General features: G+C 69.5%; 9 protein-coding genes. 3 read left to right on the forward strand and 6 right to left on the reverse strand.

Annotated features, from left to right (window positions below):
* Positions 1 to 119 precede the first annotated feature (119 nt).
* Together AC5DRG_RS17360 and AC5DRG_RS17365 are read left to right on the forward strand one after the other, a co-directional pair.
* Positions 120 to 1,853, forward strand: a complete 1,734-nt coding sequence (locus tag AC5DRG_RS17360; protein WP_491811423.1) for an ABC transporter ATP-binding protein — start codon at positions 120 to 122, stop codon at positions 1,851 to 1,853.
* Positions 1,853 to 3,808, forward strand: coding sequence for an ABC transporter ATP-binding protein (locus AC5DRG_RS17365; protein WP_491811424.1), 1,956 nt, complete (start codon positions 1,853 to 1,855; stop codon positions 3,806 to 3,808). The genes AC5DRG_RS17360 and AC5DRG_RS17365 overlap by 1 nt, the downstream gene beginning before the upstream one ends.
* 74 nt (positions 3,809 to 3,882) lie before the next feature.
* Here the strand turns inward: AC5DRG_RS17365 and AC5DRG_RS17370 are convergent, their stop codons facing one another.
* The 5 genes from AC5DRG_RS17370 to AC5DRG_RS17390 form a co-directional block, all read right to left on the reverse strand.
* A complete protein-coding gene (locus AC5DRG_RS17370) occupies positions 3,883 to 5,184 on the reverse strand; it encodes an RNA polymerase sigma factor (RefSeq protein ID WP_491811425.1) in 1,302 nt (433 codons plus the stop codon).
* A gap of 104 nt (positions 5,185 to 5,288) precedes the next feature.
* Positions 5,289 to 7,190 carry a DNA primase gene (gene dnaG / locus AC5DRG_RS17375; RefSeq protein ID WP_491811426.1) on the reverse strand — a complete coding sequence of 634 codons (1,902 nt, stop codon included), beginning with the start codon at positions 7,188 to 7,190 and terminating at the stop codon, positions 5,289 to 5,291.
* A gap of 151 nt (positions 7,191 to 7,341) precedes the next feature.
* Positions 7,342 to 8,607 (reverse strand): NAD(P)/FAD-dependent oxidoreductase, encoded by a 1,266-nt coding sequence (locus AC5DRG_RS17380; RefSeq protein ID WP_491811427.1) that lies wholly within the window; start codon positions 8,605 to 8,607, stop codon positions 7,342 to 7,344.
* Positions 8,608 to 8,783: 176 nt separating this feature from the next.
* Entirely contained in the window at positions 8,784 to 10,058 is a 1,275-nt protein-coding gene (locus AC5DRG_RS17385; RefSeq protein ID WP_491811428.1) for a deoxyguanosinetriphosphate triphosphohydrolase, read from the reverse strand.
* Positions 10,059 to 10,200: 142 nt separating this feature from the next.
* Positions 10,201 to 11,070: a sirohydrochlorin chelatase gene (locus tag AC5DRG_RS17390; protein ID WP_491811429.1), complete on the reverse strand. Its 870-nt coding sequence runs from the start codon at positions 11,068 to 11,070 to the stop codon at positions 10,201 to 10,203.
* Between the two features lie 213 nt (positions 11,071 to 11,283).
* Between AC5DRG_RS17390 and AC5DRG_RS17395 the strand changes: the two genes are divergently transcribed.
* Positions 11,284 to 11,988 (forward strand): SanA/YdcF family protein, encoded by a 705-nt coding sequence (locus AC5DRG_RS17395; protein ID WP_491811430.1) that lies wholly within the window; start codon positions 11,284 to 11,286, stop codon positions 11,986 to 11,988.
* On the opposite strand, the gene AC5DRG_RS17400 is transcribed toward AC5DRG_RS17395, so the two are convergent.
* On the reverse strand, positions 11,975 to 12,742 hold the full coding sequence (locus AC5DRG_RS17400) for an enoyl-CoA hydratase-related protein (RefSeq protein WP_491811431.1): 768 nt from the start codon (positions 12,740 to 12,742) through the stop codon (positions 11,975 to 11,977). The two genes, AC5DRG_RS17395 and AC5DRG_RS17400, sit on opposite strands and share 14 nt — an antisense overlap.
* Between the last annotated feature and the right edge of the window lie 17 nt (positions 12,743 to 12,759).

The raw sequence follows: 12,759 nt of genomic DNA on the forward strand, positions 1-12,759 counted from the left end.
CGGACAACTCGTCCTTTCTTGGACCGCTCTTGGGTTAATCGGTTGAGGTAACGCGGGGGGAGTGTTCGACGATGGGGGGTGGTGCACCCACCCTTGTCGCCGACACCGAGAGATCCCGCGTGCTCATACGACTTCTGAGGGCCTACCTCAGGCCCTACCGAAAACCCATCGCGTTGCTGGTGCTGCTGCAGTTCCTGCAGACCTGCGCCACCCTCTACCTGCCCACTCTCAACGCGCACATCATCGACAACGGTGTCGTGAAGGGTGACACCGGATACATCCTCAGTTTCGGCGCCCTGATGGTCGGGATCTCGCTGGCCCAGGTCGTCTGCAACATCGGTGCCGTCTACTACGGCGCACGGACCGCGGCGGCGCTCGGGCGGGACATCCGGGCCGACGTCTTCGACCGGGTGCAGTCCTTCTCGGCGCGGGAGGTCGGCCAGTTCGGCGCGCCCTCGCTGATCACCCGCACCACCAATGACGTCCAGCAGGTCCAGATGCTGGCCCTGATGACGTTCACCCTGCTGGTGTCGGCGCCGATCATGTGTGTGGGCGGCATCATCCTGGCCCTCGGCCTGGACGTGCCGCTGTCCGGGGTGCTGGTCGCCGTGGTGCCGGTGATGGGCATCTGCGTGACCTGGATCATCCGGCGGCTGCGGCCGCTGTTCCGGACGATGCAGGTGCGGCTCGACACGGTGAACCGGGTGCTGCGCGAGCAGATCACCGGCAACCGGGTGATCCGCGCGTTCGTCCGGGACGAGTACGAGCAGACACGCTTCCGGAAGTCGAACACCGAGCTCACCGACATGTCGCTGGCCACCGGGCGGCTGCTCGCGCTGATGTTCCCGATGGTGATGACGGTGGTGAACCTGTCATCGATCGCGGTGGTGTGGTTCGGCGCCCATCGCATCGACAGCGGCCAGATGCAGATCGGCGATCTGACCGCGTTCCTCGCCTATCTGATGCAGATCGTGATGTCCGTGATGATGGCCACCTTCATGTTCATGATGGTGCCGCGCGCGGAGGTGTGCGCCGAGCGCATCCAGGAGGTCCTGGACACCGAGAGCAGTGTCGTGCCGCCGACGGCGCCCGTCGTGGAGCTGCGCCGGCACGGTCATCTGGAGATCCGGGGCGCCGGGTTCCGCTACCCGGGTGCCGAGGAACCGGTGCTCAGGACCATCGACCTGGTGGCCCGGCCCGGCGAGACCACCGCTGTCATCGGATCGACCGGCAGCGGCAAGTCCACCCTGCTGGGGCTGGTGCCGAGGCTGTTCGACACCACCGAGGGCGAGGTGCTCGTCGACGGGATCGACGTCGCGACCATCGAACCGACGCTGCTCGCGAAGACCGTCGGGCTCGTCCCGCAGAAGCCGTACCTGTTCGCCGGGACGGTGGCGACCAATCTGCGGTACGGCAATCCGGACGCGAGCGACGAGGAGCTGTGGCACGCGCTGGAGGTGGCGCAGGCCAAGGGCTTCGTGGAGGGGCTGGAGAACGGCCTCGACTCCCCCATCTCCCAGGGCGGCACCAACGTCTCCGGCGGTCAGCGGCAGCGGCTCGCCATCGCCCGTACGCTCGTCCAGCGCCCGGAGATCTATCTCTTCGACGACTCCTTCTCCGCGCTGGACTACGCGACCGACGCGGCCCTGCGTGCGGCGCTCACCCTGGAGACCGCCGAGGCGACCGTCGTGATCGTCGCCCAGCGGGTGGCGACCATCAGGGACGCCGACCGGATCGTCGTACTCGACGAGGGGCGGGTCGTGGGGACCGGCCGCCATCACGAGTTGATGGCGGACAACGAGACCTATCGGGAGATCGTGCTCTCCCAACTCACAGAAGCGGAGGCTGCCTGATGGCCGGGCCCATGGGGCGGATGATGGCCGGGACCGGCCCCGACCATCATTCGATGGACTTCAAGGTGTCGGGCAAGCGACTGCTCGCACAGTTCAGGCCCGAGCGCCTCACCCTCGGTCTGCTGCTGGCCTGCGTCGTCGTGAGCGTCGGCCTCAACGTCGTAGGGCCGAAGATCCTCGGCAACGCCACCGACCTGGTGTTCGCGGGCATCATCGGGCGGCAGCTGCCGGCCGGGGTCACCAAGGAAGAGGCGCTCGCGTCCATGCGGGAGCGGGGCGACGGCTCAATCGCCGACATGCTCCGCAGCACGGACTTCACCCCGGGCCAGGGTGTCGACTTCGGCGCCGTCGGGAACATCCTGCTACTCGCGCTCGTCGTGTTCCTGGTGGCGGGGCTGCTGATGGGGATCGCGACCCGGCTGGTCAACCGGGCCGTCAACCGGACCATGTTCCGGATGCGGGAGGACCTCCAGACGAAGCTGTCGCGCCTGCCCCTGTCGTACTTCGACAAGCGGCAGCGAGGGGAAGTGCTCAGCCGCGCCACCAACGACATCGACAACATCGGGCAGACGCTCCAGCAGTCGATGGGGCAGCTCATCAACTCGCTCCTCACCATCATCGGTGTCCTGGCGATGATGTTCTGGGTGTCGTGGGTGCTGGCGCTCGTGGCGCTGGTGACCGTGCCGCTCTCCTTCGGCGTCGCCAAGCGCGTCGGCAAGCGGTCGCAGCCGCACTTCGTGCAGCAGTGGCGCTCGACCGGCAAGCTCAACGCGCACGTCGAGGAGATGTACACCGGGCACACGCTGGTGAAGGTGTTCGGGCGGCAGGAGGAGTCGGCGAAGCTGTTCGCCGAGCAGAACGACGCGCTGTACGAGGCCGGGTTCAAGGCCCAGTTCAACAGCGGGGTCATGCAGCCGCTGATGATGTTCGTGTCGAACATCAACTACGTGCTGGTCGCGGTCGTCGGCGGACTGCGCGTCGCGTCCGGCGCCCTGTCCATCGGCGATGTGCAGGCCTTCGTCCAGTACTCGCGCCAGTTCTCGATGCCGCTGACGCAGGTCGCGTCGATGGCGAACCTGGTGCAGTCGGGCGTGGCCTCGGCCGAGCGGATCTTCGAACTCCTGGACGCGGAGGAGCAGGAGCCGGATCCCCTGCCGAGCGAGAGCGCGGACGCGCCGGCGGGGGGTGTGCAACTGGAGAAGCCGCGCGGGCGGGTGGAGCTGGAGAACATCTCCTTCCGCTACGACCCCGAGAAGCCGCTCATCGAGAACCTCTCCCTGAAGGCCGAACCCGGGCACACCGTCGCGATCGTCGGCCCGACCGGCGCCGGCAAGACCACGCTGGTCAACCTCCTCATGCGGTTCTACGAGGTCTCCGGCGGGCGCATCACCCTCGACGGCGTCGACATCGCGAAGATGTCCCGGGACGAACTCCGTTCCGGGATCGGCATGGTGCTCCAGGACACCTGGCTCTTCGGCGGCACGATCGCCGAGAACATCGCGTACGGGGCCTCCCGTGAGGTCACGCGGGGGGAGATCGAGGAGGCCGCACGGGCCGCCCACGCCGACCGGTTCGTCCGTACGCTGCCCGACGGCTACGACACCGTGATCGACGACGAGGGCACAGGTGTCTCCGCCGGTGAGAAGCAGCTCATCACCATCGCTCGGGCGTTCCTGTCCGACCCGGTGATACTGGTCCTCGACGAGGCGACGAGTTCCGTGGACACGCGGACCGAGGTGCTCATTCAGAAGGCGATGGCGAAACTGGCGCACGGGCGTACGTCGTTCGTGATCGCACACCGGCTGTCGACGATTCGGGATGCGGACACGATTCTGGTAATGGAGAACGGGTCGATCGTCGAACAGGGCGCGCACGCCGAGCTGTTGGCTGCCGACGGGGCGTACGCGCGGCTGTACAAGGCGCAGTTCGCGCAGGCGGTAGCCGAGGTGGACTGAGAAGTTGCCGCGGCTGAGCCCACCTAGGGGCGCGGGGAACTGCGCGACCAGCCCCCACTCAGCCGCGGCCGACGTCAATCCAAATAGCCCCTGAGCTGATCCGCGAATGCGTGATCCCGCAGCTTGTTCAGGGTCTTCGACTCGATCTGGCGGATCCGTTCCCGCGTCACCCCGAAGATGCGGCCTATCTCCTCCAGCGTGCGGGGGCGGCCGTCGGCCAGGCCGTAACGCAGTTGTACGACCTTCCGCTCCCGCTCCCCCAGTGTCGACAGGACCGCCTCCAGGTGTTCCCTGAGGAGCAGGAACGCCGCCGATTCCACCGGGCTCGTCGCGTCGCCGTCCTCTATGAGGTCGCCGAGGGCCACGTCGTCCTCCTCGCCCACCGGGGCGTGCAGGGAGACGGGCTCCTGGGCGAGGCGCAGGACCTCGCTGACGCGCTCTGGCGCGAGGTCGAGATGGGCGGCCACCTCTTCCGGGGTGGGCTCGTAGCCGCGCTCCTGGAGCATGCGGCGCTGGACCCGGACGACGCGGTTGATCAACTCGACCACGTGGACCGGGACTCGGATCGTGCGGGCCTGGTCGGCGAGGGCGCGGGACATGGCCTGGCGGATCCACCAGGTGGCGTACGTGGAGAACTTGTAGCCGCGGGCGTAGTCGAACTTCTCGACGGCCCTGATCAGGCCCAGGTTTCCCTCCTGGACGAGATCGAGCATGGTCAGGCCGCGGCCGACGTACCTCTTGGCGACCGAGACGACGAGCCGCAGGTTGGCCTCGATGAGGCGGCGCTTGGCCATGCGGCCCATGACGACCAGTTTGTCCAGGTCCAGGGCGAGTTGGCTGTCCAGGTCGGTGGCGCCGCTGAGCTTCTCTTCTGCGAACAGGCCGGCCTCGACGCGGCGGGCGAGTTCGACCTCCTCGGCCGCCGTGAGCAGGGGGATGCGGCCGATCTCACGCAGGTACTGGCGGAACAGGTCCGAGGACGGGGCGCCGGAGTCGGTGCGGCTGCGGGGCAGTGCCACGGGCTCGGGGGCCTCCACGGTGTCGACCGCTTCGGCCGGCGGTTCGTCGAGGTCGGGCGGGCTGTCCGGCTCCGCCGTCTCGGGGTGGCGCGCGGCGCGGCTCTGTGGGGGCACGGCCGCGAGAACGTCGGTCTCCGCGTCCGGCTCCGTCGTGTCCGTACCGATGTCGGTTTTGTTGAGGGTCTGGGTCTGCACGGGGGCGACCTCCAGGATGATCGCTGCTGAAGTGAGCGGCAGCGCTGTTTCGGGAGCGGAGTCGACGGCCTCGCCGCTGTCCGTCCCGTACGCGATGAGCGGAACCGCGGGGGTGTGGGACCCGCTGGGGACGGATCGGCCGCGCTCCGAGGACTCAGGCACCGGAACCCAGTGTGGAGTACGACACATAGCCGCCACGAGGGGCGTGCGGTGACTTTTTGAGTCCGGTCCGTGACCGGGTGGTTACCCTGACGGACCCGACACGCCTACAGAGCTGCGGCTCCGCGCTCCCGCAGCGCCTGCCCGTACTGCTGGAGTACCCACAACTCGTTCTGTACGGCGGCCAGCTGAGCCGGGTCTCCCTGGGCGCCCGCGCGGGCGAGGGTGCCCTGGACCTCCTGGATGCGGCGGTCGACCGCGCGGCGGCGGACCATGACGAGCTGATCGCCCGCGTAGACCTCGTCGACCGTGCGGCGCATGATCGCCTCGACGGCCAGCTCGGTGACCATCGCGCGGACCGTGTTGTCGGGGGCCGCCTCACGGACCCTGACCAGATACTCCTGCCCGTCCTGGACGCCGTACTCGGCGCCGCCCGCGTCCATGATCGTCTGGCGGACGGCGGCGTAGGGCGCGGCGGTGAACTCGTCGACGCCGTACGCGTCGAAGGCCGGGGAGACCAACTCGGGGCGCTGGAGGGCGAGTTTGAGGAGTTCGCGCTCAGTGGCGTAGACGGGGTTGCGGAGGTTCAGCGCCGGGCCGCCCGGTGCGGTGGCGCGGGGGGCGCTGTCGTACTGCTGGGCGCCGCGCGCGGGGGCCGGGCCCTGGCCGCCGCGGTCGCGGGCCCAACGGGCCAGCTGGGCCACCCGCTTGACCACGAACTGGGTGTCGAGGATGCCGAGCATGCCCGCGAGCTGGACGGCGACCTCGTGCTGGGCGCCGCTGTTCTTGATGCGGGCGACGACCGGGGCGGCCTCGTCGAGGGCGGACGCGCGGCCCGCCGGGGTCTCCAGGTCGTAGCGCGCGACGATCTGACGGAGCGCGAACTCGAAGAGCGGGGTGCGGGGTTGGACCAGGTCGGCGACCGCCTCGTCGCCCTGGGCGAGGCGCAGGTCGCAGGGGTCCATGTTGTCGGGGGCGATCGCGATGTACGTCTCGGCGGCGAACTTCTGGTCGTCTTCGAAGGCGCGCAGGGCCGCCTTCTGGCCGGCCGCGTCGCCGTCGAAGGTGAAGATCACACGGGCCGAGCCGTTGTCCATCAGCAGGCGGCGGAGGATCTTGATGTGATCGCCGCCGAAGGCCGTGCCGCAGGTGGCGATCGCGGTCGTCACACCGGCGAGGTGGCAGGCCATGACGTCCGTGTAGCCCTCGACGACGACCGCGCGGCTCGACTTGGCGATGTCCTTCTTCGCGAGGTCGATGCCGTAGAGGACCTGGGACTTCTTGTAGATCGCCGTCTCGGGCGTGTTGAGGTACTTCGGGCCGTTGTCCGACTCGTACAGCTTGCGGGCGCCGAAGCCGACGACCTCGCCGCCGATGTCGCGGATCGGCCACATCAGGCGGCCGCGGAAGCGGTCGATGGGGCCGCGGCGGCCCTCCTGGGAGATGCCGGAGAGGAGCAGCTCCTTGTCGGTGAAGCCCTTGCCGCGGAGGTAGCGGGTGAGGTGGTCCCAGCCCTGGGGGCTGTAGCCGACGGAGAAGTGCTCGGCGGCGGACTGGTCGAAGCCGCGCTCGGCCAGGAACTTGCGGCCCGCGTCGGCCTCGGGGCTGGTGGCGAGCTGCTCGACGTACCAGTCGGCGGCGATCTTGTGGGCCTCGACCAGGCGGATGCGCTCGCCGCGCTGGTGGGCCGGGTTGTACCCGCCCTCCTCGTACCGCAGGGTGATGCCGGCCTGGGCGGCCAGGCGCTCGACCGACTCCGAGAACGTGAGGTGGTCGACCTTCATCACGAACGTGATGGTGTCGCCGCCCTCCTGGCAGCCGAAGCAGTGGAAGAGACCCTTGCTGGGGCTGACCTGGAAGGACGGCGACTTCTCGTCGTGGAAGGGACAGAGACCTTTCAGGTTTCCGCCGCCCGCGTTGCGCAGCTGGAGGTACTCGGACACCACGGCGTCGATCGGGACCGCGTCCCGTACCGCCTTCACGTCCTCGTCGTTGATCCGTCCTGCCACGCGGTGATTCTACGGGGCAGGACTGACAGTCATGGGGCGAGGTGACCGACCCCTCTGCCGGGGGTCCGGCCCGCCGCGCAGCGGCAATGGGATACAGCGTCCCCGGGAATTGCGGCCGGGGACGGGGTGACAGTCGATCGCCCTCGTCGGGTCACGGGACCAGGCTGTCCAGCGGAACGTGCGGGTCCGCAAGTGCCTCCGTGTCCACCTGTGCCTTGGAGCGGATCAGCTGCTGGATGGGCTCTGTGACGTCCCACACATTCACATTCATCCCGGCCAGCACCCGGCCCTCCTTCACCCAGAAGGCGATGAACTCCCGCTTGCCGGCATCACCCCGGATCACCACTTCGTCGTACGACCCCGGGGGCGCCCAGCCGGAGTACTCCATCCCCATGTCGTACTGGTCGGAGAAGAAGTAGGGCACGCGGTCGTAGGTGACGTCCTTGCCGAGCATGGCGCGGGCCGCCGCCGGGCCGCCGTTGAGGGCGTTCGCCCAGTGTTCGACGCGCAGCCGGGTGCCGTAGAGGGGGTGCGGGAAGGCGGCCACGTCTCCGGCGGCGTAGATGTCCGGGTCGGAGGTGCGCAACTGGACGTCCACCGCGATGCCGCCGCCGTGGGCGCGGTCGGCGAGCTCCAGGCCGGCCGCCTCGGCGAGCCCCGTGCGCGGGGCGGCGCCGATCGCGGCGAGGACGTCGTGCGCGGGGTGTTCCTCGCCGTCGTCCGTGCGGGCGGCGAGGACCATGCCGTCCTGGCCGACGATCTCGGTCAGCCGGCCGCCGAAGTGGAAGCGGACACCGTGCTCACGGTGGAGTTCCGCGAAGATGTTGCCGAGCTCGGGACCGAGGACCCCGTGCAGCGGCGTCGGTTCCGGTTCTACGACCGTGACCTCGGCGCCGTACTCGCGGGCCGCCGCCGCGACCTCCAGGCCGATCCAGCCGGCGCCGGCGATCACGAGGTGGCCGTTGTCGCGGCCCAGGGCGGCCAGCACGCCCTTGAGGCGCTCGGCGTGAGCGAGGCGGCGCAGGTGGTGGACGCCTGCGAGGTCGGTGCCGGGGATGTCGAGGCGGCGGGGTTCGGCGCCGGTCGCGATCAGCAGCTTGTCGTAGTGGACGAGGGTGCCGTCGTCGCCGAAGCGGACCGTCTTGGCCGTGCGGTCGAGCGCGTCGACGGTCTGGCCGAGGTGCAGCTCGATGTCGTTGCGCGCGTACCAGGCGGGCTCGTGCACGAAGACGCTGTCGCGTTCCTCCTTGCCCAGCAGATAGCCCTTGGAGAGGGGCGGGCGCTCGTACGGGTGGTCGCGTTCGTCGCAGATCAGTATCACGCGCCCGGTGAAGCCCTCCGTCCGGAGCGTCTCGGCCGCCTTCGCGCCGGCGAGTCCGCCTCCCACGATGACGAATGTCTGGTCCGCGTCGACCACTTGATGCCTCCTCGTAAGGGTGCCGCCACATTGGAGCGTCCCGCACGCAGCGTGATGCGGGAAGAGGGTGTGGCCCGATCAGGCCACGGAGGGTCACATTCGAGCTGACCCATGTTCACTAGCGCACCGTCAGCTCCATTCGTGCCACCGCCAGTGTCATATGTGCCGTGTCAGTTTCACGAGCGTCCCGTCAGCCGGTCGTGCAGCGAGCGTGCCGAGGCGTCCGTGAGCGATGCGATCTGGTCGACGATCACGCGCTTGCGGGCGCGGTCGTCGGGGGCCTTGTCGAACAGGGCGCGGAACTGGGGGTCGAGGCCGTCCGGGGCGCGGGTCGTGAACGCCTCGGCGAGTTCGGCGACGACGATCCGTTGGTCGGCGCGGATCCGCTCCTGCTCGGCGCGCTGCATGACGTACCGGTCGGCGACCGCCTTGAGGACCGCGCACTCCATGCGGGCCTCGCGCGGGACGACCAGTTCGGCCGCGTACAGGGTGAGGCGGCCGGTGCCGTACGCCTCGCGCGTGGCGGCCTCCGCGGCCAGGCAGAAGCGGCCGATGAGCTGGCTGGTGGCGTCCTTGAGGCGGGCCTGGGCGACGGCCGAGCCGTCGTAGCCGTGCGGCCACCACGGCTGGTTCTGGAGCCGGTCGAGAGCCTCGGCGAGTTCGTCGGGGGCCGTGTCCGCGGGGACGTAGCGGCCGATGGCGACCTTGAAGATCTCCTGGCGCTCCGGCTCGGCGTGCAGGTAGTTGGGGTCGATGTGGCCGGCGTGCAGGCCGTCCTCCACGTCGTGCACCGAGTACGCCACGTCGTCGGACCAGTCCATGACCTGGGCCTCGAAGCACGTGCGTGTGCCGGGGGCGCCCTCGCGGACCCAGTCGAAGACCGGGCGGTCGTCGTCGTAGACCCCGAACTTCTTCGACTCCGGGTTGGTGGGGTGGGCTCCTCTTGGCCAGGGGTACTTGGTGGCGGCGTCGAGGGTGGCTCGGGTGAGGTTGAGGCCGACCGAACCCTCCGGGGTGAACCGTTTGGGTTCGATGCGGGTGAGGAGCCTCAGGGACTGGGCGTTGCCCTCGAAGCCGCCGCAGTCCTGGGCGAATTCGTTCAGTGCCTGTTCGCCGTTGTGACCAAAGGGGGGGTGACCGAGGTCGTGGGAGAGGCAGGCCGCCTCCACCAGGTCGGGGTCGCAGCCGAGGGCTGCGCCGAGTTCTCGGCCTACCTGGGCGCATTCCAGGGAGTGGGTGAGGCGGGTGCGGGGGCTGGCGTCCCAGGCGTGGCTGCGGGTGCCGGGGGTTACTACTTGGGTCTTGCCGGCGAGTCTGCGTAGGGCTGATGAATGCAGTACGCGTGCGCGGTCGCGTTGGAAGGCTGTGCGGCCTGGGCGTTTGTCTGGCTCTGTCGCCCAGCGTTCGACTGACGTCGGGGTGTAGCTGGTGAGGGGTGCGGTGCCTTCCATGTCACGACAGTAAGCGCAGGTACTGACATTTGGGGTGCGCCTATGTGTCTGCTGGGTTCTGTGATTTGGCGACTGCGGGCCGGTGGGGACTGGTCGCGCAGTTCCCCGCGCCCCTGGGTATGTCGGCCCTTGCCTGCGATTTTTATGCCGAGGCCAGTGTGGGCTCCATGCTCGCCGGGGTTGCCAGGGTCTGGTCGTAGCGGTGTAGTACCAGGCTTGCCATTGCCGGGTGGGTGCCCAAGGGGGCCGAGGCGATCCACGGGGCCGCCTCCGCGCACTCCGTGGCGAAGCGGCCGGGGGCTGTGAAGTAGGAGGCTACGGCCACCCTTGTGCGGCCCCTCTCGGTCAGGGCGTGGATGGCGTCCGGGACCGTCGGGGCCGCCGTTGTCGCGTAGGCGGGGACCACCGGGACGCCGAGGCGCTCCGAGAGGAGGTGGGCCGTGCGGCCGGTGTCGACCTTCGATGCCGGGTCGCGGGAGCCCGCCGCCGCCAGGACCACCGCGCTCTTCCTGCGCGTCGCCTCGTCCATACGGGTGCGCCAGCCGGCCTCGACCAGTCGGGCGTACAGGGTCTCCACGAGGAGGGGGTGGGGGCCCAGTGGAGCGGCCACTCGTGCGCGTACCCGGGTCGCGGCGGCCATCTCGGGGATGTCGCGCTTGACGTGGTAGCCGCGACTGAGGAGCAGCGGGACGAGGATCACCTCGCGGTCTCCCAGGGAGGCGAGCGTGTCCGGCAGCAGGGGCGCGTTCAGCTCGATGTGGCCCAGGTGCACGGGCAGGCCGGGGCGCAGCTCGCGGACGCGCTCCACGAGCGTGCGGACCGTGCGCAGGGTGCGCGGGTCGCGGCTGCCGTGCGCCACGAGGACCAGCGCGGGCGGCTCGGGGCGCCGCGTGCCGTTGCGCGAGACCAGGCTGAGCTGGCTGGAGAGCTGGGTGCTGATCCGGTTCATGATGTGCGCCGTACTGTCGAGGTCGGTCTGGGACTCGTCGCGAAGAGGGTTCGACGCCGTCATGCACCGATGGTCGCCGCGGGACGTTGCCGTCCCATTGCACAGGAATGACGGGTCTTTTCGGGGGGTTCACGGTGGGGTACCAGGGGTGTGTGAGGTGTTGTGACCTGCGGTTTCGTGATGCGGGGTGAAGCTGGTCACGTGGCTCGCGGCGAACCGGGCGGCCTGACAATACGTCTCTGCTTGTCGAACGCCGACCGGGGAGGGCCCGTCCAGATGCGTCACCCGATACTCCGCAGACCGTGTCTGTCACGGATGCCGCATCCGCCACGCACGCGTGCCGGGCAGCGGCGGCTGGTGCAGGCCGTGATGGCCGGGTGCGTGCTGGCGCTGCTTCCGGCGACCTGGATGTACGCCGTCACGGGCGACCGGCTGCGCACCACGGCGGACGCTCCCCGCACCGAGGTCGCCGTCGTCTTCGGCGCGGGCCTGTGGAACGACGAGCCGTCCCCGTATCTCGCGAACCGGCTCGACGCGGCGGCCGAGTTGTATCGGGACGGGCGTATCCAGGTCGTCCTCGTCACCGGCGACAACAGCCGCGAGGACTACGACGAGCCCGACGCGATGCGCGCCTACCTGACCGAACGGGGCGTCCCCGACGGGCGGATCGTCAGCGACTACGCCGGGTTCGACACCTGGGACTCCTGCGTCCGCGCCAAGAAGATCTTCGGTGTGGACCGGGCCGTGCTGATCAGCCAGGGCTTCCACATCCGGCGAGCGGTCGCGCTGTGTCAGGCGGCGGGGGTGGAGTCGTACGGCGTCGGCGTGGACGCCCGGCATGACGTCACCTGGTACTACGGCGGCGTCCGGGAGATCTTCGCGGCCGGCAAGGCGGCACTGGACGCGGTGTTCGAGCCGGACCCCCGGTTCCTGGGGCCGAAGGAACCGGGGGTGACCCGGGCTCTCGCTAGCGGCCGGTGAAGCGGGGCTTTCGTTTCTCCAGGAACGCCGTCATGCCCTCCTTCTGGTCCTCCGTCGCGAACAGGGCGTGGAACACGCGGCGTTCGAAGCGGATGCCGTCCCGCAGGCCCGTTTCCAGGGCGTGGTCGACGCACTCGCGGGCCGCCCGTATTGCCGCGCGGCCGTACGAGGCGATCGTCTGGGCCGCCTCCAGGGCCTCTCCCAGGACCCGTTCGTCGGGGACCACCCGGGAGACCAGGCCGGCGCTCTCCGCCTCCCGTGCGTCCATCGTGCGGCCGGTGAGGACGAGGTCCATCGCCTTGGCCCGGCCTACCAGGCGGGGCAGACGCTGGGTGCCGCCTATGCCGGGGATCACGCCCAGCTTGATCTCCGGCTGGCCGAAGACCGCCGACTCCCCCGCGATGACGAGGTCGCACATCATCGCCAGCTCGCAACCGCCGCCCAGGGCATGGCCGTTGACGGCCGCGATCTTCGGGGTGCGGAGATCGGCGAACTCCTCCCAAGCCGAGAAGTAGTCCTCCGCCGCCATCTCGGCGGCCGTCCTCCCCCTCATCTCCTTGATGTCGGCACCGGCCGCGAAGACCTTGTCCGAGCCCGTGACGACGAAGCAGCCGACCTCGGGGTCAGCGTCCAACGGGCGCAGAGCGTCGAGGAGTTCGGTCAGTAGCTCCCCGCTCAACGCGTTCAGGACGTGCGGGCGGTGCAGTCGGACCGTCACCACGCCGCCGTGGCGTTCCATCTTGATGGTGTTCATCGACTTCCCTTCCAGTC

The sequence above is a fragment of the Streptomyces sp. JLBG701 genome (genome assembly GCF_058544905.1).

Coding starts and splice junctions, on each gene's coding strand:
- AC5DRG_RS17395 (WP_491811430.1), top strand. CDS start 11,284: ATGCGTCACCCGATACTCCGCAGACCGTGTCTGTCACGGATGCCGCAT.
- AC5DRG_RS17400 (WP_491811431.1), bottom strand. CDS start 12,742: ATGAACACCATCAAGATGGAACGCCACGGCGGCGTGGTGACGGTCCGA.
- AC5DRG_RS17385 (WP_491811428.1), bottom strand. CDS start 10,058: ATGGAAGGCACCGCACCCCTCACCAGCTACACCCCGACGTCAGTCGAA.
- AC5DRG_RS17390 (WP_491811429.1), bottom strand. CDS start 11,070: ATGACGGCGTCGAACCCTCTTCGCGACGAGTCCCAGACCGACCTCGAC.
- AC5DRG_RS17365 (WP_491811424.1), top strand. CDS start 1,853: ATGGCCGGGCCCATGGGGCGGATGATGGCCGGGACCGGCCCCGACCAT.